Source organism: Aeromonas sp. S19(2024) (assembly GCF_041402625.1).
In the GTDB taxonomy this organism is placed as follows: domain Bacteria; phylum Pseudomonadota; class Gammaproteobacteria; order Enterobacterales; family Aeromonadaceae; genus Aeromonas; species Aeromonas caviae.
On record NZ_JBGLQU010000008.1, the window covers coordinates 74427 to 93612 of the forward strand.

Below are 19186 nucleotides of genomic sequence, written 5' to 3' on the forward strand. Positions count from 1 at the left end.
ACTTAGGCCTCGGGGGCTGCCGGTGCGGCACCGATCTCGATGTCGGCCTCTTCAAAACCGCCATAGGCCAAGTGCTCGCCGAGGGCATAGCCTTCCATGCGCCAGTACTGGTTATCGAAGCACTTCTTGTCCTGGTTATCGTCCGCCTTGCGCTTGCGGGTGCCGCGCTGGGTGTAGATGTGCAGGTTGTCCAGGGTGGTGACCACCATCCGCTTGCCCGGGAAGAAGGGCGGGATGTAGGCACGGCGCCCGGCGATGGACTCGGCCAGCTTCTGGGCGGCGATCTGCTCGCTCGGCTTGGTGGCCTCGCTGTAGAGCTTGGCCTGGGCGGCGGCGACCAGATCGGTACCGACCAGCACTACCAGACGCGGGTCCTGGCGGAACAGGGGATCGATGGTGGTGTTGATGAGGTCGGAGGCCATCTCGTCCAGGGTCTTGTAATCCCCCTTGCCGTCCGGGTCGAAGTAGATCTTCTTGCCGGCCTCGGCCTTGATGATCTGGCTGCCGTCGTTCCACTCGCGGGCGATTTGGTGCCAGCCTTTGTTGACGTCTTCACCCAGCGGGTGTTCGGCGGGATCGGTATCGGCGGCCGCTTCCACGCCGTTCCAGCCGACCCGCAGCATGTCAAGGGCAAACGCCTTGTTGATGAAATCGCCTACCAGGCGCAGGAACTCGCCCTCGCTGCCGGCGTTGGCCCAGACGCACAGGGTCGCCCAGTCCAGAGAGGCACACGAATCGGTCTCGGTCAGCTCGTAGGTGTTGCCATCGACGCCGATCTTGCCGTTGAAGCGGCCGTTCTTTTTACGGCCGGTGAACAGCTTGCCGATGCCAACTTGCACCACCTGACCCTTGATCTGGTCTACGTCCAGACAGGTGATGAGGCCGAGGAACTCGACGGAGGCGAGCAGGGCGGCGCGCAGGCCGGTTTCCACCGGGCCGGTGACGCTGAACTGTTTGGCCAGGGCGTTGACGGGGATGCCATAGGCCTTGGCCAGGGCATTGCTGTATTGCTCCAGGCGCTGCATGGCCTGGACGGTAAGGGTCTGGCTCACGGTCGCTCCTTAATAGACTGCAGGGGTATCGTCACCGCCGAGGGCGCCCGGGCGCTGGCCCGGCTTCTCGACGGAGAACTGGTCGATCTGGCCTTTCAGCTCGCCGAACTTGTCGGTCAGGCTGGCGAGGGTCTGCTCCAGCTTGCTGAACTGCTCGGTGGTGATGCCGGGCTTCTCTTCCCCCTTGTCGGGTTCGGTGGTTGTGGTGGCGGGTTGCTCGGGCGCGGGGTGGGTGCCCAGCTTGGCGCTGAAGCCATCGATCTTGGTGCCAAGGCCATTGAGGGCCCCCAGCATCTGATCGAACTGTTCTTTGGTCATTTCCTCATCCTCGGGTTGGCTGGGGGTAGGTTGGGGGGCTTGCTCGCCGTGGCTGGCCAGGAAGCTGAAAAACTTGGCGATCAGGCCGTCGGCCTTCTCGTGCTTGGGCAGCTTGAACATGGAGAGATCCAGCGGCTCGCTGGTGCCGATGACCTGCCCCTTGTTGCTGTTGCTGAACTTGAGATGGGTGGTGCCTGTGCTGGCAGGCTGGTCGGTGACGCCGAGGCCCAGCAGGTAGGTGCGGCCCAGATCGGCGAAGTTCTCGAAGGGCTCGATGGAGCAGAACTGATACTGGCCGCTCTGGTTCCAGTAGATGAGATCCCGATTCGGGCAGAGGATAGCGAACAGCTTGAGCTTGCCATCCACCTCTTCGGTCTTGAGGGCCTGCACGGTGCCGTAGCTGGACCAGCGATCGTGATCGGGCCAGATGACGGCGGTGTAATAGGTCGGGTCGTAGGTCTCGGCCATGTCGGTGAGCCAGTCGCGGGTAATGTCCCGCCCGTCCACCGCTTTGCCTTCGGTGGCGATACAGACCCAGCCAGTTCTCAAGGTTGATTCGTTCATGCCTGCTCCCAAGTGATGCGGGCTCAGGCTATCGGGTCGGCAAGGGGGTTTCACGCTATGGTGTTCGGCGGGATTCGGATCCAGCAGGAAATCCGAATTGCTCAGAACATCAGTGGGATAAGTGGGGGGAGGGGGCTGGTTATGATGGCGCCATCATTCACCGGATGGAGGCGCAGTGGCGTACCCCGAAGAGATTCGCAATGCGGCGAAGGGACTCTACCTTAAACGATGGACACCCCAGGAGATCAAGGACGAACTGGGGCTCAACTCCTGTCGCATCATCTACTACTGGGCCGAAAAGCTCGGCTGGCGTGACCTGCTGACCGAAGAGGCAGTGGAGGATGCCATCGCTCGCCGTGTGCAGGTGTTGCTGCATCGTGAGAAGAAAACCCCGGGCGAGCAGGAGGAGCTGGACCGACTTATCGGCCACCATGTCAGCCTCAAAGAGAAGGCGCTCAAGTGGGCGGAGCGTGAGCAGGCCCTCAAGGCCCAGCGAGCAGAGGGGAATGAACCCGGGCCCAGCTGTGGCAAGCGTGAGCAAAGCCGCCAGGCAGGCGGCAGTCGCAAGGGCGGCAAGAAGGCCAAGAACGAGATCGGCCACCTGACCGAGGCCGACTTCACCGAGTGGCTGGGCACCCTGTTTGGCTATCAGTTGCGGGTGCGGGAGGCCAAGAACGACCCGGCACTGCCGCGCACCCGCAACATCCTCAAGTCCCGCCAGATCGGCATGACCTACTACTTCGCCGGCGAGGCGCTGGAAGATGCCATTCTGACCGGCGGCAACCAGATATTCCTGTCAGCCACCCGGGCCCAGGCGGAGGTGTTCCGCTCCTACATCTGCAAGATTGCCCAGACCTTCCTGGGTGTCACCCTGACCGGCAACCCCATTGTGCTGTCGAACGGGGCCGAGCTGCATTTCTGCTCTACCAACTCCAACAGCGCCCAATCCCGCTCCGGTAACGTCTACATCGACGAATACTTCTGGATCCCCAACTTCGAGAAGCTCTCGGACGTGGCCAGTGCCATGGCGACCCAGAGCCACTGGCGCAAGACCTACTTCTCGACCCCGTCGAGCAAGGTGCACGAGGCGTACCGCTTCTGGACCGGGGATCGCTGGAAGGGACAGCGCCCGAGCCGGGTGGCCATCGACTTCCCGGGAGAAGATGAGCTGCGCGACGGCGGCCGCGTCTGTCCGGACAGGCAATGGCGTTACGTCATCACCATCGAGGACGCCATTCTGCTTGGCTGCCACCTCATCGACATCGAGGAGCTGAAAGACGAGTACCCGGAGGAGGTGTTCGACAGGCTCTACATGTGCCGCTTTATCGACGATGCCCTGTCGGTGTTCAAGTTCCAGGACATGGAGCGGGCCGGGGTGGACCCCACCCGGTGGGAGGACTACAAGCCCGGGCGGCCTGACCCGTTCGGCCGGCGCGAGGTGTGGATGGGCTACGACCCGAGCCGCACCCGCGACAATGCCACCCTGGTGGTGGTCGCCCCGCCCACCGTCGCTGGCGAGCGCTTCCGGGTGCTGGAAAAGCACTACTGGCGCGGGCTCAACTTCCAGTTCCAGGCGCAGGAGATCACCCGCATCGCCAAGAAATTCCGGGTCACGTACCTCGGGGTCGATGTCTCCGGCATCGGCGCCGGGGTGTTTGACCTCTTGAAGCCCGTCTTTAAAGGGGTGTGCCACCCCATCAACTACAGCATCGAGAGCAAGTCGCGACTGGTGCTCAAGATGATCGACGTGGTGGAGGCGAATCGCATCGAGTGGGACAGCTCGGATCGGGACATCCCGCTCGCCTTCCTCGCCATCAAGCGCAGCACCACCGGCGGTGGCCAGATGACGTTTCGGGCCGCCCGGGACAACGTGACCGGACACGCCGACGTGTTTTTTGCCATCGCCCACGCCGTGGCGAATGAGCCGCTAGATACCTACCGCAAACGCAAATCCACCTGGGCAACCAGCCAGGAGAGAAAGGCAGCATGACCAAGCGACAGAAACAACAACCGGCCCAGGCGGCCACCTCACTCAACCGCAGCGCCGTGGCCTTCAGCATGCCAGAGGCCATCGACCCCACGGCCTGGATGACCGATTACACTGGGGTGTTCTACAACCCCTACGGCGAATATTACCAGCCGCCTATCGAGCGCAAGGGGTTGGCCAAGGTGGCCAGGGCCAACGCCCACCATGGGGCCATCCTGATGGCAAGGCGCAATATGGTGGCGGGGCGCTTCACCAACCAGCGCGCCACCATCACGGCGTTCGTGCACAACTACCTGCAGTTCGGGGATGCGGGCCTGCTTAAAATTCGCAATGGGTTTGGCCAGGTGGTAGGGCTGCACCCGCTCTCAAGCGTCTACCTGCGCCGGCGCGAGGATGGCTGTTTTGTCTACCTGCAGCAGGGCAAGCCGAACCTGATTTACCACCCGGAGGATGTCATCTGGCTGGCTCAGTACGATCCCGAGCAGCAGGTTTATGGCATGCCCGATTACCTGGGCGGCCTGCAGTCGGCCCTGCTTAACCAAGATGCCACCCTGTTTCGGCGCAAATACTTCCTCAACGGTGCCCATATGGGGTTCATCTTCTATGCCACCGACCCGAATATGGACGACGACACCGAGGAGGAGATGAAGGAGATGATCGCGAGCAGCAAGGGGGTGGGGAATTTCCGCTCGATGTTCGTGAACATACCGGACGGCAAGCCTGATGGCATCAAGCTCATTCCGGTGGGGGACATTGCAACCAAGGATGAGTTCGCGGCTATTAAGGGGATCACCGCCCAGGATGTGCTGACATCCCACCGCTTCCCGGCGGCGCTGGCCGGCATCATTCCGACCAATGGCGGGGGAGGGCTAGGGGATCCCGAGAAGTACGATGCCACCTATGCCCGTAACGAGGTGTTGCCGCTGTGCGACCTTATCCAGGATGCCATCAACAGCGCGGGACTCCCTCGCTCCCTCTGGGTCGATTTTCGGGAGAATATCGGTTCAACTGTATAAACAAACAGTGTCTGCTGTGGCAAGATAGGCTGTTGATTTGGATAGAAAAGGGGGCGTAATGCGGGTTTATTGCAAAGTGTGTGGCCAGCGGGGCCGCATTACCAAGACCAACCGACTGAGCGATGATGTCTCGGATCTCTACTGCCAGTGCACCGATGCCGAGTGTGGACACAGCTGGGTGGCCACCCTGTCGTTCGCCCACACCCTAAGCCCCTCGGCCAAGACTACCAACCAGCTGGTGCTTAGCTTGATAGGAGCGCTAACACCAGAGGGACGGCAATTGGTGCTGCAAGGACTGAGTGGATCGTAACAAGCTGGAAGTCAGAGTCGCAGACGCATGGAATCCGTCACTGAATATCTATCAACTGTCAGATCTGACAGGGCAGGCGGCATAGGCGAGACTACAGTTACAAGGACCTTATGAGTCGCTAAAACGGCGTAAGAGAGGCCTCCTCACCGAGGGGGCTTTGTTTTGCCTGGCGTTCAGCGCCCTGACGCCCCGGGGCGGCGGCCCCTCAGCACCCAGCGCGCGCAGTCAAGACCCCGCCTCGCCTGCCCGCTTTATGTGTCGATTTCAATGCAGGTGAACGATTGGGGAAGGGGAGCGGCGCCCCGCGCCAGCACTGGCCGCTCCCGGGATGCCGGATCCTTTCCGCGATCCTTCATATTCCTTCAGATCTATTCATTTAGCTATGAACTGGCCTACATCGATTTGTGTGGTGAAAATGGATTAAAATTGGTTTCATAGATTTACTATTTGGGGAGTCGAACTATTCTGGCTATTCCTTTTGGTATATGTACTGTCGCGTTTTGTTCTGCCTTCCAAAATAATCTAAACTCATTCTGCCATGAATCCTCTATAGACTTTAAAAAATGGTTTCTTTCATGGTTTTCTGTATATTCGCAGTTCTTTGCAATACATTCTTGTTTTAGTTTTCTACTTATGTGGTTTTTTAATTTGTTAATGCTCAATATTTCAACGCATGCCTTTTTATTTAGTTTTTTTGCAATCGCAGGGTCAAAATGATTGCAGAATGATAATATCAGTCCGTCATCATGATAATAATTTGCGTTCCGTATATTTGGGATTCGAAAGCCGTTACCAATGCAACCTGTCATTGTAAGGTCCCTAACCTCTTCAAAATAGAATCCATGATTTTTTAATTTGTCAATAGGGTATTCTCCTTCATGAATTAGATTCTCATCAGGCGTGTATATTCCATCTCTTTTTGTACTGATGTACTTGCTTGCAAGGAAAATTGGAATGCTGCCACCATTGACCCATGGATGGCAATAAGAATATTCACTCAGATAAAGGAACTTACTCATTGTGTTTAGCCCTTTTTATATTTTTAGGAGGTAGTAAAAAATATATTTTACCTTGGCGTTGTTTTTATATTGGAGTGGCAGACTAGCGCAAATGATATGTATCGGTCTATTAAATTTGCATTCTTTAAGTACACCTTGTGTTGTCGCATTATGTTGGATGAAATAAATTGAACCTCATCACGCTTTTCATCTTTCATCGTGAGAGTATTGGTATTTACAGAGATGCTACACCTAGTACAGGAAACCTGACCTCATTGTCTATGGAGCCAAACGCCGCACGGTGATCCGCTTTTTGCGGCTTGCTATACTGTGTTTTTATACAGTAACACAGAGATTGCCAGCATGTTTGCTCAACCCGCCCCTGATGCTCCCTTGTTGGAGCTGCCCCTGTTCCTCTCCCCGGTGGCCTGCGGCTTTCCGTCGCCGGCGCAGGACTACACCGAGCAGACCATCGACCTCAACCAGTTGTGTGTGACCCACCCGGCGGCCACCTACTTCGTGCGGGCGGCCGGTGACAGCATGGTCGACCACGGGATCCGCGATGGCGACTTGCTGGTCGTCGACCGCAGCCGCAAGGCGCGTCACGGTAGCGTGGTGGTCGCCGCGGTGGATGGCGAGTTCACGGTGAAGAAATTGCAGCTTGAGCCCACTGTCGCCTTGCTCCCTGGCAACCGGGCCTATCGCCCCATCCATTTCAACGATGGGCAGGAGCTGGAAATCTTCGGGGTGGTGGCCTTTGTCGTGCACCAGGTGGACAGCCCATGAACAAGCGCTGCGCCGTTGCCCTTGTCGACGTGAACAACTTCTACGCCAGTTGCGAGCGGCTGTTTCGCCCCGACTTGAAGGGGCGGCCCATCGTGGTGCTCTCCAACAACGATGGCTGTGTGGTAGCCCGTTCGGCGGAGACCAAGGCGCTCGGCATCAAGATGGGGGTGCCGTACTTCCAGATCCGCCAATTCTTCGAGGCCATGGGCGGGGTCTGGTTCTCCAGCAACTACGCACTCTATGGCGACATGTCGAACCGGGTGATGACCATTCTGGAGGGGATGGCCCCGGCGGTGGAGGTCTACAGCATCGACGAGGCCTTCATCGAACTGAGCGAGTCCTGGGCGGGCGACCTGGTGGCCTATGGCCGCCAGATTCGCGAGCGGGTGCAGCAGTGGACGGGGTTGACCGTGGGGGTCGGCATCGGCCCCACCAAGACCCTCGCCAAGCTCGCCAACTATGCCGCCAAGAAGTGGCCCGCCACCGGTGGTGTGGTGGATCTGCGGGATGAAGCGCGGCGCGCCCGGCTGATGGCGATCACCCCGGTGGACGAGATATGGGGCATTGGCAGGCGGCTCACCGCCAAGCTGGAGGCCCAGGGCATCAAGACCGTGGCCGACCTGGTCGCTGCCGACCCCAAGGCGCTGCGGCGCCGCTATGGCGTGGTGGTCGAGCGCACGGTGCAGGAGCTGCGGGGGATCCCCTGCGCCGAGCTGGAGCAAGAGGCCCAGGCCAAGCAGCAGATCATCTGCTCGCGCTCGTTTGGCGAGCGCATCACCCAGATAGGCCCCATGCACCAGGCGCTGGCCGGCTACATGGAGCGGGCCGCCGAGAAGCTGCGGGGGGAGGGGATGTGCTGCCGGCACGTGACCCTATTTATTCGCACCAGCCCGTTCAGCGACCGGGAGCCCTATTACGGCAACCAGGTGAGCACCAAGCTGGCCACGCCCACCCACGACACCCGGGCCCTGTTGGCCCTGATCCCGGAACTGCTCCCCCGCATCTGGCGTGATGAGCAGCGATACCAGAAAGGGGGCGTCATGCTGGCCGACTTCACCCCCGCCAGCATGCAGCAGGGCGACCTGTTCGCCGCACAGCAGCAATCCCAGCGCAGCGAGGCGCTGATGCAGGTCATCGACAAGATCAACCAGGGGCGGTTGGGGAAGGTCTACTTCGCGGCCCGCGGCCGCGACACTCGGGAGTGGATGATGAAGCGGGAGCAGTTAAGCCCCCGCTATACCACTGCGCTCGGCGAGCTGCCGATAGTGAAGTGAGCTAATTGATGTATAAATTTAACAGTGCAGGTGCTCAGAGTATGGCCGTAGCTATGTGAATACTTGGTCTTTTCTCTCAACCAGAACCACGAACTAGTTGGTTCTGCACTTTGCATCTAATGGGTTGTCGTTCGCACCGAGCTTAGAGCTTTAGCGATCTTCAATTAGAGCGGATGCAGGCTCTAATCTTCAAGAACAACGATCCCTTTACCTGCATTTGCAAGCTGTAGAAGCTCAAACTGAGGTTTGTGGGCTAAACCAGTTAACGTGAGACGTGCACCACTAGCTTTAGCTGCATTTACTAGCTGTAGAAGCTCAAATTGTGGTTTTTGAGATGCATTAAATGTAAATCCCGCTCCAGCATTCAGAAGTTGCAGGAGTTCAAACTGTGGCTTGTTTCCGAAACTCACGACTCTCTCCTAAGTTATTACGTTCAAAAGTAGTAAAGATGAAGATGAAAATTATCTGATAACTAATAAGATGTCTGTATGAACCAACCTAAATAGCAATATGGCACACATAAACTTATTAACTATCATATTACTAGCGTGCTGAAACTGTCTAGACGTATTCGATTAACTTGATCTTTTGACGTAACCTTTGTTTTAGTACGAAAAGTGAACGGTGCGAACGAGGGAAAGTTACACCAAAGCTTATCTTCATGGTCCTGTCAGGACTGTACTGGATGTGACTGGTATTCCTTGAGTTGACGGTGGTCAGCCACTACTTGGTGCAGAGCTGGCTGGTATGTTGGGTTGAGCTGTTCGGCTACGCCCGGGTTGGTGCGGTCTATGAAGCTGCCCGGTGCGATAAAGAGGGTGCGGCCGGTGACGGCGCACCGGATGGTACCGCTCTGGTCGATGGCCACAGGGGTTTGCCCCTCCACAATGTGGCGTCTACCCGCTTGGCGGCCATCGGCTGTGAGTACCAGTATAGTGTGGCGGTTTGACTTGGCCTGAAACGGGTTCGGCACCTCGGCGGCGATGGCCGGCAGAGCCAGCTGTGTGGGACGAGGGTGGCGACGGCGCAAAATGGCGCAGGCCACGGACTGTTGTTTGCCCTTGAGCATCCCTACCCACTGGCTTATCTCGTTGGCTGGCCAGCGCTGCTGGAGAATACAGGTCACCCGATTATCCAGGCGGCGGTACTCTTCTCGGCTGACGGTCTGTGTGTTGTTCATACCCACTCCTCGCTGTAGTCGTTCTGTTCTTGTAGCCACTCCGAGGTGTCCAGCTTCTCCAGTTCTGCCCACATGTGTGACTGATATGGCTCCGGCAGCATCTCAATCCAGCGGAATGCGCCGGCATGGCCCTGTGCTTGGTAGACCTGGCCGCAAAGCTCAACCAGCATCGGCCAGTCCTCATCGCCTTCCGGCTGCGCGTATTCATCCGGCTGGCCCTGTTCGGCTGGCCGCTGGCCCTCTGGCTGCCAATCCGGCTCGCTCGGGATTGCTCTAGCCGACTGCACCTGTCCGTTCTCAAGCCAAAGGGTGAAACCGTCCGCGATGACACTGGCACCAACCCGCAATCGGTCGATGGAGAAGGGCGATAACCCCCATTGTTCCCTCATGATCTGGTCTGCGAAGGCATCAGGATCCGGCCGCGTACAGTTATTGTCAGAGCTCCAAGGTGCCGGGCTGTCGCCCGTCTTAACCCCAACCCCCCAAGCCGAACCCTCGGCGGCCTTGGTGGCTTCGAAGGTACCGGCAGGCACTACTTCCCACCCGGTTAAACGGGTGCGTACACCCAGGCGGGCGGTGTGCAGGCCCATCAGGCGCTTGATGTCTTCGCCGTAAGCGTTGGCCTGCTCCTCGATGAGGTGGGCCAACTTGATGGGGTGTTCGGCCCTGGTCGCCAGGGCGCCGCCCATGGCCTGCAGGTAGCAGCGGAAGATGCCGTTATCCGCGGCAAAACGGGCGGCCTCAAAGCGCGGGTCTTGCAGCACGGGCTTGGGTGGGCCCACCAGATCGCCGTGCTTCTTGGCGTTGCTGATGCGGCGCAGTTCGCGCCAGACCCCGACAGGGGCGCCGCCGATCTGCTGAAATGTGCGGATTCCCCACCAGCTGGCCCAAGCGCATGCATGCTGGGCCCCTTGATCAGCCGGAGTGTCAGACTCCTGATCACCATCCACATGCTCACCGTCGATGTTCTTGGCAATATAGGCGGCGATGTAGCCGGTGGCATCGCCCTTGGCCGGGTCTATCTCTTTCCAGTCAAAGCGGGGAGTGATGTCGGTGAAGGGCGGGCGCCCCTGGATATCGCGCACCAGCTCTTGATGATCATCGGTGAGGGCATAGCGTTGCAGGGTGCTGATCACTCGCCATTTGTTGGCAGGGCGCATAAAGAGCAGCATGTGCCAGTGCGGGGTGCCATCGTGATGTGGCTCGCACACCCGAAAGCCGTAGACGGGGGTATCTGCCCGCTTGAGAGCGGCCCGAGTCAGGCTCCATAGCTTGGCCAGATAAGCGCAGGTTTCCCGCGGCGTTGCCCCTTCATAGCGTTTGTTCTCTACGGTCTTGCCGTCGTGTTTCTGTGTCCAGGCATGAAAGCGGGAAGGTGCCGTCCAGGTGAAGAAGACCCCCACATGCCCTTGCTCTTCGGCGTAATCCTCAAAGCCGCGCATCCGCACCATCATCTCGTTGCGGCGGTTGACCGGGTTGGCGTTGCTGGCCTCCCAACAATCCTTCATCGAGATCACCAGGTCATGCTGGGTGTTCATTACCTCCGACTCGGCCAACCAGCGCATCATGGCCCGCTTGCGCTCACGCACTACCTTCATGGTGGCGTTCGACACATACGCCGACACCCCCTTGCGCACCTTGCCGAGCACGATGTTGATGTGCTCCTGCAGTCTGTCCCAGGTGCGGTTGATCCGCTTTTCCCACCACTTGGCAGAGAGCAGGCGCACCATCACGCTCAGGATCCAGTTATCACGCACCTCCTCGGTTTTGAATTCGGGCAACTCCCCTATAAAGCCCCACTGGTCGGCAGGCTGGCGGATGGCTTCCCATGTCAGCAGCAGATCCGGCTCATCGCCGGCTTTGATGCCCTGCTCGATGTTGTGCCAGATGGCGGCCGTCTGGTTGGCGAACTGATGCGCCACCCGCTTGCGGCTCTCTTCATCGCGCAGGGCCTGCGGGTCCACTGGCAGGGCCTGGATAAGGCCGCGCACCAGCTTGGTCCGCTCACGAAGCCAGATGTTGCCATTGCGGGCATGGCGGGTGCTGCCATCTTTGCGGCGTCGCACGTATTGCTTGAACAGGGTCTGGCTGAGCTGGGGGGAGAGGCCATCGAGAACTTGCACGGCCCACGCCAGATCAGATTGGCCGGGGACGCCAACGAAAGCGGCGTCAAGATTGACGCCGGGCAGAGCATTGGAAAGGGTATCGATGCGCTGCCGCAGTGTCCTTTTCGACAGCGGCAGCCGGGTGGTTGTTCGACTCATTGGATGGCGGTACCAGATAACAAGCTGATGCGGGATTGGCAGCCTTGGATGCGCTGCTGCGCATGGGCTTTCATGCGGCGGGCTGCCGCACACTGGCGCAGTAACAGCGTAATGCTTGCCCGGGGTCGTGCAGGCAGCTGGCGCACCTTGACCAGCTCCCGTTGATAAAGACGCAGCCGCGCTGCGTCTTCCCGATAGGTCTCTTGCCAGCGGTGCATCAGGCTGGCCAGCTCCTGCTGCAGGTGATGGGTCACTGGATCACCTCACCTTGTCCGTGCAGCGGGGCGCACTCGCGCCACCACTCGCCAATCTCCCGGGCCAGGGCGGTTTCACCCTGACCCAGCGCCAGCCAATAGACGGATCGCACGGCCCCGAGTGCCAGCAGCTCCCGGGCGATGTCTCTATCCCCCCGGGCTTCACCACCGGCGGCGATAAACTCGGCGCGGGCTGCCAGCCAGTGAGTGACCAGCGGGCCATGAGTCGGGGCCATGGCTGGCCCCTCTTCGTCATCGTCCTCACCGCTGTCGTCATCCAGCAGGGCGGCCGGATTGCAGGTGGCGACCAGTTGGAGCTGGATGTATTGCTGGCCGGAGTAAATCCCGCCCAGGGCGATGCGGTTATCTTCGGCATTGGCTGCGAACATGTCGGCCAGCAGCCCTTCGACGAGCTTGGGGGCCTGACGGGCAATCTTGATGGCGTCGCTCATGGGCAGGCCCTCCGGTTCAAGGTGACAAAGAGCTGGTGCCAGCCTTGGCTGGTTTTGCCCTGTGCACGCAGGTTGCGCCCTTCCGACCCGCGCAAACGCACACGGGTTAATCTGGCGAGGTTAAGGGGCAGCTCTGCCGCCCGGGCCAGTGCCTCCTGTTCCGATATGGGATGAAAAATCCGGCTCATGCCTGCACCTCCGGCGTGGCGATGCCAGTCAGCAACCAGTCGCAGTGGTGTTTCAGATCCGGGTGATTGGCGATCAGCAGGAACAGACCGCCGCCGATCTCGCGGTATCCCAGCTCATAGTTCTTGAGCGTGGTGGCTGGAATGCCGAGCTGATCGGCAAACTTGGGGCGGCTCAGCTTCAACTGCTCCCGCAACTGGCGCAGGCGCTTGGCCGCATGGTGGTTGAGCTGGTTGATCTGGGTTGGTTGGGTGTGCATGGTCAGGCTCCTTGTGAAAGAGTGCAGGGATTGATGCGGCTGAACAGAGAAGCCCAAGCCAGTGCGGTGGTGCGTTCCATAAGCGCAATCCCGTCAGGGTGTTGGCTAAGACGGGTGCCATAGCGGCCCGTCAGCTTGCGTTGCTGGATGCGAAGGTTGCGCAGGGCGCAGGGGATCGCTAAAGTTGCCATGTCGACTTCCTCATACGTTGTTGATAGAGGCCCGCTTGGAGTTGCAGCTCCGTTATGCGGGCTTTTTACTGCCCGATAGGGCGCGGGCCTTGCCCAGTCATCTGGCTTGCCGCCAGCACGGCGCGCTTCAAGCGAAGCTTTGCCGCTCTCTCTTTCTTCTCCCTCTCGATATCTCCGATGGATCTGGTGTTCAGTGCCGGATGCCAGACTTTGCTGTCACAACCGCCGTGAAAGGCTTTCTGATACTCCAGCGCGATCACCGCCAGCCTGATCGCCTCACGGTGTGCATGGGGCAGGGCTGACAGGGTGGCGGTCATCAGTTCGCCCCGTGGCTGGCGGGCAATGGCACAGATGGCCGCTTTCTTGGTCTGGCTCAGTGCCAGCCAGTCGTTATCCAGACTTGAGCGTGTCTTGCTGAACAGCTCGCGCAACAGCAGGCAGCCGGCGGTATTCATGGCGAGCTGTTCGGTGGGCGTCAGGCCCGCCAAATTGCGTTGTTCATGTTCAATGCGTTGCATGGTGGTTTCCCCTTCACATGGTCGCGGCCTGCATCAGGATGTCTGATGCGCAGGCCAGGGCGGGCACCGCCTGAAAGCGGGCCTCGATGTCGTGGATCAAGATGGCGAGCGATCCCATTGCCGAGGTGGCCACGCTCACCAGGGTGTTGCGCTCCGAGCGGGTGATCCGGCCGCGGTCGGTCAGCTCCAGCGCGCGTTGGCCAATGCTGGCAATCTTGGCGTTCAGATCGATGGCCTGATGGGGCAGGGAAGGGGCCCGTTCTGCCTGGGGAATGGCAACGGCCGTCAAGCCACAGCCAAACAGGGCGCCATCGAACAGGGTTTCATCGCCCTCACTCGCCTGGGTGATGGCAATCAGCTCGGCCACTGTCAGTTCATGGGGCTGATCGGGGTTTAACTTGTTGCGCAGGAGCTGCGGATTCATGCCAGCCCGCTGGGCTATCTCGGCCATGTTGTGACTGGCGGCAAAGCGTTGGCAGGCGCTGATCCAGTGCGGATGTTTGCTGGCGTATTCGGTAAACATGCGAACGTCTCCTTGACCCGTTATGGTGTTGGCAGGTTCACGCGAGCGTCATGGTGACGTAGCGCTCGGCCTGATAACGGGCCTGCAGGAACAGGGCGTAAAGGTTAACCTCGCGAGGCGCGCCCGGGCCGTCTTGCAAGATGGGCAACTGGCCGCGGTCTGCGCGCTTTTTAACGGCCCCAATCGTTAAGCCCTGACGCTTGGCGTACTCCTCCAGGCTTTCGCTGACGCGATTGCCAAAGGGGTAATCAAGCGGCAACTGGCTCACATCGCTGGGGATACGGATGGGTTTGGTTCGAGTAACCATGATGAATCCTTCTCAGGGGGTTCAAACACAGGGGGTGGGTTGTTGCGGGGTGCTGTGCGCGCCGGCTTTCAATTTGCCGCCGGTCAGCACCTCGATCTGGTAGGCGCGGCCTTGTGGGATGGTTTCGCTCCACTTGCTGACAGCAACATGGGAAATACCAAGAGCTTTGGCAGTCGCTGTAACGGTGCCGAAGTGTTCAAGAACAGCACTTTTTTGCATTTTCAAATCCTCCATAACGTCACCTAAGTGTCGGTGATGGCTAAAGGTAACTTATGGGTCGAGAGGGGGTCAAGTGGTTTCGTTGCTTTAGTTACCTTGCTGGGTGGTAACTTAGGTTTATGGAAACTATCAATGACCGCATATCAGCGCGCAGACGTGCGCAGAAAATGAGCCAAGACGAGCTGGCTAAGCGAATCGGGATAACCCGGGTGTCGATTAGCAAGTGGGAGTCGGGACTTAACCAGCCAAAAGGCCGCTATCTCAATGATCTAGCGGCAGCGCTGGGGGTAACTGTTGACTGGCTTTTGACTGGAGACGGGGAGGCGAGGGGACAGCCTGCACCAGAAGTGATGCCTGGATATCACAACGTCGAACCGGCCGTGATCCCGCAAGGTACGCGCGTGCCTGTGCTGAGCTATGTTCAGGCCGGCCACTGGCACGAGATGTGTGAACAGGCCACGGCCTTCGATGGCAACGTCGAGTATGTGACGGCGGGGGTCGATGTCGGTCCTTGTGGTTTCGGCCTCTGGTTGCGTGGCCAGTCGATGGAACCCTTCTTTAAAGAAGGCGACCTCATCATCGTTGACCCCGACGAAGCGCCCCAACCAGGGGATTTTGTCGTGGCCAGGAACGGCAGTGAAGAGGCCACCTTCAAGAAGTACCGGCCCCGCGGCATCGACGAGAGCGGGCAAGAGGTGTTTGAACTGGTCCCCCTCAATGACGATTTCCCCACCATGCATTCCGACCGACAACACATCCAGATCATCGGCGTGATGGTAGAACACAGGTCATATAGAAAAAGACAAACAGGGCGCTAATGCGCCCTGTTTTACTATTTGAACTCAGGTTAGGAGAACTGATGACTAAGTTGCCTCATCCAGTCGTAATTGCTGCCATTGACAAATTAGCCAAAAGTTTGTCGCCACAGTCAGGTATTCTGCACCCGATCGACCGCTCTAAAGCGATAGGGTTGTTTTATGCCTTGCTTGATAAGCGATATAGCTATGAACATCACCATATCTTCGATCGACTTGTAGAGCATGGCTGGCCAATCGAGCGCGCTAGCGAAGTTGCAGATTTAGCTGAACTGTGCAGCATCGATGGGTATGTAAAAGAAGACCCGCCCCTGGGGTGGGGCGAGCGAGTAGTCAAAAATATTATCTCTGAACTAGCAGAAGATAACGCTTAACTACGGATGTCTTTCTTCGAGATGGAGATGCTACATTGTTCAACAAAGATAAACATATCATGTTGGAATGCTTCAGCATCTCCCCACTCATCGGAAAATTCTTTGTCTGTAGTCGCTCGTTGAAAGTCGACGACTGCTAGCCATAGCTTCTCAAGGATAGATAGTTTGCTTTTTTCATGTAGAACTTTACCCCTGAGGGTTCTGAATTGCTCCATATTGGTGCCCCTAGTCAGTAATCCTTTACCAATAATATCATTAAAGATATTCAGCATGAATTTATTGTTTGTTCGAAAATGTAAATACAAAGTCATAAAACGAAATCACAAAGACTGCAGACTCTTTTCTGGGCGGATTAGCAGAGGGATATAATGTCAAAAGAAATAGACGTTGAGTGGAAAAATAGTGTCGAAATAGATGGTGTTAGCTATTGCCCTGATCATCTTGATAGAGCAAAGTACGCCCTATTTTTGACTAGTTTCTTGAACGCTCAAGACTTGAGTAAACCTTATGTTTTGAATTTGAATTCAGGGTGGGGTACGGGTAAAACATACTTCTTAAAACGCTGGGCAGAGGATCTAAAGAGACGACATCCAGTTGTTTATATAGATGCCTGGAAGGATGATCATTCAGATGATCCCTTCATGACTGTCGTTTCCGCTATCATTTCATCTTTACGTGAGCTAACTGATAAACCTGAAGATTCATTTCTCTCGAAGAGTTGTGAAAATGGTTGGTCACTCCTAAAGGCTATGGGCCCCATGATGGTGGGAGCAGCGGCAAAGAAATATCTTGGAAAAGATTTAGATGAACTATTATCTTTCAATGAAGAAAATTCAGTTGATATAAGTAAAGAAGTTGGTGATGCTGCAGCGAAAATGGCTCAATTCTTGATATCTTCTCATGAAAAAAAGAGTGCATCAGTTAAAGCTTTAAAGTTGGATATTCTTGGGTGGATAGGTTCTGTTGTTGGACAAGGGGACGGAACCATCAATAAGCCTACATTTGTTATTATTGATGAATTGGATCGATGCAGACCAAGCTATGCTGTAGAAATGCTTGAAGCGATTAAGCATATCTTTGATATTCCGGGTGTGTTTTTTATTATTGCAACTGATACAGAACAACTTCAGCATGCAATCAAAGTGGTCTATGGAGGTGGGTTTGATGCTCAAACATATTTGTCACGTTTCTTTGATTCACGCTTTAGTTTGCGTCAACCCTCTCTAAGAGGACTTATAGAAACTCATTGTAATATTGATGCGTTATCAAACTCTTTTCTTGGAAAGCAGCAAATTCAAATATGGCCAAAGTCTGAAGATCCGTTAGCTAACGTAATTTCAGTTCTCGATGCATTCAAGCTATCACCGAGAAGAGCTATACATATAGTTAATGGGATTGTTTCATCAATCCATTATATGAAGAGAGGAAGTAATTTCGACATAATTTACCTGACAATACTACATTGTATGAGGGGATGTGATTTCGATTTGTATAATAAAGTTTCAGGGATTGCTAATGTCGGTGAATTTAATATTTTCTTCAAAGAAAAAAGTTATGTCAAATCAAATGTTGAAATAATAGTACAGTGTGATGTAATTCAGCCTGTGATAATGAATGTAAAGGTAAGTAAATATTTTGAATCAATCTTTGTCAATTTAAGTGGCGTGTTTTCCGGCACGTATGAAACAAAGCTATTTTCAAATCAAAATGAAAGTTCCATGATTAAAGAAATAGAGCGCATTGCCACTTTAAATAAAACCAGTGATTTCAGCAATGAAGTTTTTCACATAAAAGCAATGCAGGCTGATTATATAAAAAGAGGGGTGCATAAAAAAGAAAAAGGATATTATCTTGACTTGGTTGAGTTGTCAGCATCATTTGATTAGTTTGGGAGACTATTATAAGTAACGGGTTAATGGTAATGAATAACAGAAGAATGTTCCTCATCTCCAGCTTTCCGTTGTTTAGCGCGGTCTAAGTTAAACACTGCTAACCATCATCAAATGCTGTATAAAACCACAGTGTTTTGATGGGGGGTGATGACAGTGAGAGTGCAATGGTCGGGTTCGGTGTCGATGTGCGGTCCACGGGGATGGGAAAGCGCCTTCCTATATAAGGAGGGGCGATGAGCATCAAGTCCACGCCCGAGGGGTACCTGGTCGATATCCGCCCGCAGGGGAGGGAAGGCAAGCGGATCCGCAAGCGCTTCAAGACCAAGTCCGAGGCCCAGCAGTTCGAGCGTTGGGTGATCGCCACCGAGCACAACAAAGAGTGGGTAGATCGCCCGGCAGACAACCGGCCACTCTCCGAGCTTATCGAGCTCTGGTGGCACTACCATGGCCAGACCCTCAAAGCAGGGGAGGCGGTGCGCAAGAAACTCCACAATATCGATGCCGCGTTGCGCCACCCGTTGGCAAGACAGGTGACCCGGGCACTGTTCTCCGAGTATCGGGCGCAGCGTCTGCAAGCTGGTCGCCAACCCAAGACGGTGAACCGCGAACAGGAGATGCTGGGCGGGGTGTTCTCGGTGCTCACCGATCTCGGCCATTACCATCATGAGCACCCGCTCAAAGAGATGAAGAAGGTCAAACTGGTCGAGCGGTCGATGGGCTACCTGACCCAGGACGAAATCAACGACGTGCTGGCGGCGCTTTCGGGGGATAACCTGAAGGTGGTCAAACTCTGCCTGGCCACGGGGGCGCGCTGGAGCGAGGCGGCCAATCTGCGCCGCGAGGAGGTACTGGCCAGCCGGGTGACCTACATCAACACCAAGAATGGCAAGAACCGCACCGTGCCGATCTCTGCCGAACTGTGCCAAGAGATAACGAATGGGGTGAACCGGGGACCGCTGTTTCGTGATCTCGACTATCTGCTGGTGCGTGACGTGCTCAAGGCCGTGGCGCCGGATCTGCCAGCAGGGCAGGCGGTGCATGTGTTCCGGCACACTTTTGCATCACACTTCATGATGTCCGGGGGCAACATCCTCGCGTTGCAAAAAATTCTGGGCCATCACAACATCCAGCAGACGATGACCTATGCCCACTTTGCACCGGACTATCTGAGCGATGCGGTGCGCTTCAACCCGCTGGAAAACCCGCTCCCGGCCGCATGATGAAGTGTCCACAAATTGCCCCAAACAGGGTCGTCACGGGGCTTTTGATGTACTCTCAAGTCGCTCGTAACTCTTTGATATTTATCTATGTTGTTGTTTTCATTAGACATGAAAAGGGGGCTCAGGCCTCCTTTTTTGTTGCTCATTTTTGAGCGTTGGCAGGTAGCATGCCAGGTTCATGAATGCTTTATCCTTCCATATGCCAACAAACTAGAACAAACGACGCT

At 56.5% G+C, this 19186-nt stretch carries 23 protein-coding genes; 9 read left to right on the forward strand and 14 right to left on the reverse strand.

Translation table 11 applies throughout. The features are described 5' to 3' along the window. Window positions 1–2: 2 nt before the first annotated feature. Complete coding sequence (locus ACB037_RS15815) at window positions 3–1052, reverse strand: phage major capsid protein, P2 family (RefSeq protein ID WP_323931895.1); 1050 nt, start codon at window positions 1050–1052, stop codon at window positions 3–5. A gap of 9 nt (window positions 1053–1061) precedes the next feature. Further along, window positions 1062–1934 (reverse strand): GPO family capsid scaffolding protein, encoded by an 873-nt coding sequence (locus ACB037_RS15820; RefSeq protein ID WP_371175559.1) that lies wholly within the window; start codon window positions 1932–1934, stop codon window positions 1062–1064. A 175-nt stretch (window positions 1935–2109) separates the two neighbouring features. Here ACB037_RS15820 and ACB037_RS15825 point away from each other — a divergent pair, with 175 nt between their 5' ends. Genes ACB037_RS15825 through ACB037_RS15835 form a run of 3 tightly spaced genes read left to right on the forward strand, consistent with a single transcriptional unit; the run spans window position 2110 to window position 5247 of the window. After that, entirely contained in the window at window positions 2110–3924 is a 1815-nt protein-coding gene (locus ACB037_RS15825) for a terminase ATPase subunit family protein (protein WP_371175560.1), read from the forward strand. Beyond that, window positions 3921–4937: a phage portal protein gene (locus ACB037_RS15830; RefSeq protein WP_371175561.1), complete on the forward strand. Its 1017-nt coding sequence runs from the start codon at window positions 3921–3923 to the stop codon at window positions 4935–4937. Before ACB037_RS15825 ends, ACB037_RS15830 begins: the two co-directional genes overlap by 4 nt. 58 nt (window positions 4938–4995) lie before the next feature. Then, complete coding sequence (locus tag ACB037_RS15835) at window positions 4996–5247, forward strand: ogr/Delta-like zinc finger family protein (RefSeq protein ID WP_371175562.1); 252 nt, start codon at window positions 4996–4998, stop codon at window positions 5245–5247. 443 nt (window positions 5248–5690) lie between these two features. Here ACB037_RS15835 and ACB037_RS15840 read toward each other — a convergent pair whose 3' ends face one another. Continuing rightward, complete coding sequence (locus ACB037_RS15840) at window positions 5691–6266, reverse strand: hypothetical protein (protein ID WP_371175563.1); 576 nt, start codon at window positions 6264–6266, stop codon at window positions 5691–5693. 342 nt (window positions 6267–6608) lie between these two features. Here ACB037_RS15840 and umuD point away from each other — a divergent pair, with 342 nt between their 5' ends. Continuing rightward, a complete protein-coding gene (umuD, locus tag ACB037_RS15845) occupies window positions 6609–7031 on the forward strand; it encodes a translesion error-prone DNA polymerase V autoproteolytic subunit (protein WP_371175564.1) in 423 nt (140 codons plus the stop codon). Further along, window positions 7028–8305, forward strand: coding sequence for a translesion error-prone DNA polymerase V subunit UmuC (gene umuC / locus ACB037_RS15850; protein WP_371175565.1), 1278 nt, complete (start codon window positions 7028–7030; stop codon window positions 8303–8305). Before umuD ends, umuC begins: the two co-directional genes overlap by 4 nt. 182 nt (window positions 8306–8487) lie before the next feature. Here the strand turns inward: umuC and ACB037_RS15855 are convergent, their stop codons facing one another. The 11 genes from ACB037_RS15855 to ACB037_RS15905 form a co-directional block, all read right to left on the reverse strand. After that, complete coding sequence (locus ACB037_RS15855) at window positions 8488–8715, reverse strand: hypothetical protein (protein ID WP_257689950.1); 228 nt, start codon at window positions 8713–8715, stop codon at window positions 8488–8490. Between the two features lie 260 nt (window positions 8716–8975). Then, complete coding sequence (locus ACB037_RS15860) at window positions 8976–9485, reverse strand: hypothetical protein (RefSeq protein WP_371175566.1); 510 nt, start codon at window positions 9483–9485, stop codon at window positions 8976–8978. After that, window positions 9482–11749 carry a replication endonuclease gene (locus ACB037_RS15865; RefSeq protein ID WP_371175567.1) on the reverse strand — a complete coding sequence of 756 codons (2268 nt, stop codon included), beginning with the start codon at window positions 11747–11749 and terminating at the stop codon, window positions 9482–9484. The genes ACB037_RS15860 and ACB037_RS15865 overlap by 4 nt, the downstream gene beginning before the upstream one ends. Then, window positions 11746–12003, reverse strand: coding sequence for a hypothetical protein (locus tag ACB037_RS15870; protein ID WP_371175568.1), 258 nt, complete (start codon window positions 12001–12003; stop codon window positions 11746–11748). The genes ACB037_RS15865 and ACB037_RS15870 overlap by 4 nt, the downstream gene beginning before the upstream one ends. After that, a complete protein-coding gene (locus ACB037_RS15875) occupies window positions 12000–12455 on the reverse strand; it encodes a hypothetical protein (RefSeq protein ID WP_371175569.1) in 456 nt (151 codons plus the stop codon). Before ACB037_RS15875 ends, ACB037_RS15870 begins: the two co-directional genes overlap by 4 nt. Before the next feature lie 184 nt (window positions 12456–12639). Next, a complete protein-coding gene (locus ACB037_RS15880; protein WP_371175570.1) occupies window positions 12640–12900 on the reverse strand; it encodes a helix-turn-helix domain-containing protein in 261 nt (86 codons plus the stop codon). 2 nt (window positions 12901–12902) lie between these two features. Further along, on the reverse strand, window positions 12903–13091 hold the full coding sequence (locus ACB037_RS15885) for a hypothetical protein (protein WP_048207736.1): 189 nt from the start codon (window positions 13089–13091) through the stop codon (window positions 12903–12905). A gap of 65 nt (window positions 13092–13156) precedes the next feature. Continuing rightward, complete coding sequence (locus ACB037_RS15890; RefSeq protein ID WP_371175571.1) at window positions 13157–13609, reverse strand: hypothetical protein; 453 nt, start codon at window positions 13607–13609, stop codon at window positions 13157–13159. Between the two features lie 13 nt (window positions 13610–13622). After that, window positions 13623–14132 (reverse strand): phage regulatory CII family protein, encoded by a 510-nt coding sequence (locus tag ACB037_RS15895; protein ID WP_060389451.1) that lies wholly within the window; start codon window positions 14130–14132, stop codon window positions 13623–13625. A 37-nt stretch (window positions 14133–14169) separates the two neighbouring features. Beyond that, the gene (locus ACB037_RS15900) at window positions 14170–14439 is read right to left on the reverse strand and encodes a hypothetical protein (RefSeq protein WP_017786933.1); all 270 of its coding nucleotides are present in this window, start codon (window positions 14437–14439) and stop codon (window positions 14170–14172) included. Window positions 14440–14460: 21 nt separating this feature from the next. Beyond that, on the reverse strand, window positions 14461–14673 hold the full coding sequence (locus tag ACB037_RS15905) for a Cro/CI family transcriptional regulator (protein ID WP_371175572.1): 213 nt from the start codon (window positions 14671–14673) through the stop codon (window positions 14461–14463). Window positions 14674–14777: 104 nt separating this feature from the next. Between ACB037_RS15905 and ACB037_RS15910 the strand changes: the two genes are divergently transcribed. The 4 genes from ACB037_RS15910 (at window position 14778) to ACB037_RS15925 (ending at window position 18959) form a co-directional block, all read left to right on the forward strand. Next, window positions 14778–15476, forward strand: coding sequence for a LexA family transcriptional regulator (locus tag ACB037_RS15910; RefSeq protein ID WP_279986751.1), 699 nt, complete (start codon window positions 14778–14780; stop codon window positions 15474–15476). A 41-nt stretch (window positions 15477–15517) separates the two neighbouring features. Further along, complete coding sequence (locus tag ACB037_RS15915; RefSeq protein WP_371175573.1) at window positions 15518–15847, forward strand: hypothetical protein; 330 nt, start codon at window positions 15518–15520, stop codon at window positions 15845–15847. Window positions 15848–16215: 368 nt separating this feature from the next. Next, window positions 16216–17733 (forward strand): P-loop NTPase fold protein, encoded by a 1518-nt coding sequence (locus ACB037_RS15920; protein WP_371175574.1) that lies wholly within the window; start codon window positions 16216–16218, stop codon window positions 17731–17733. A 239-nt stretch (window positions 17734–17972) separates the two neighbouring features. Further along, complete coding sequence (locus ACB037_RS15925) at window positions 17973–18959, forward strand: tyrosine-type recombinase/integrase (RefSeq protein ID WP_371175575.1); 987 nt, start codon at window positions 17973–17975, stop codon at window positions 18957–18959. Window positions 18960–19186: the final 227 nt, after the last annotated feature.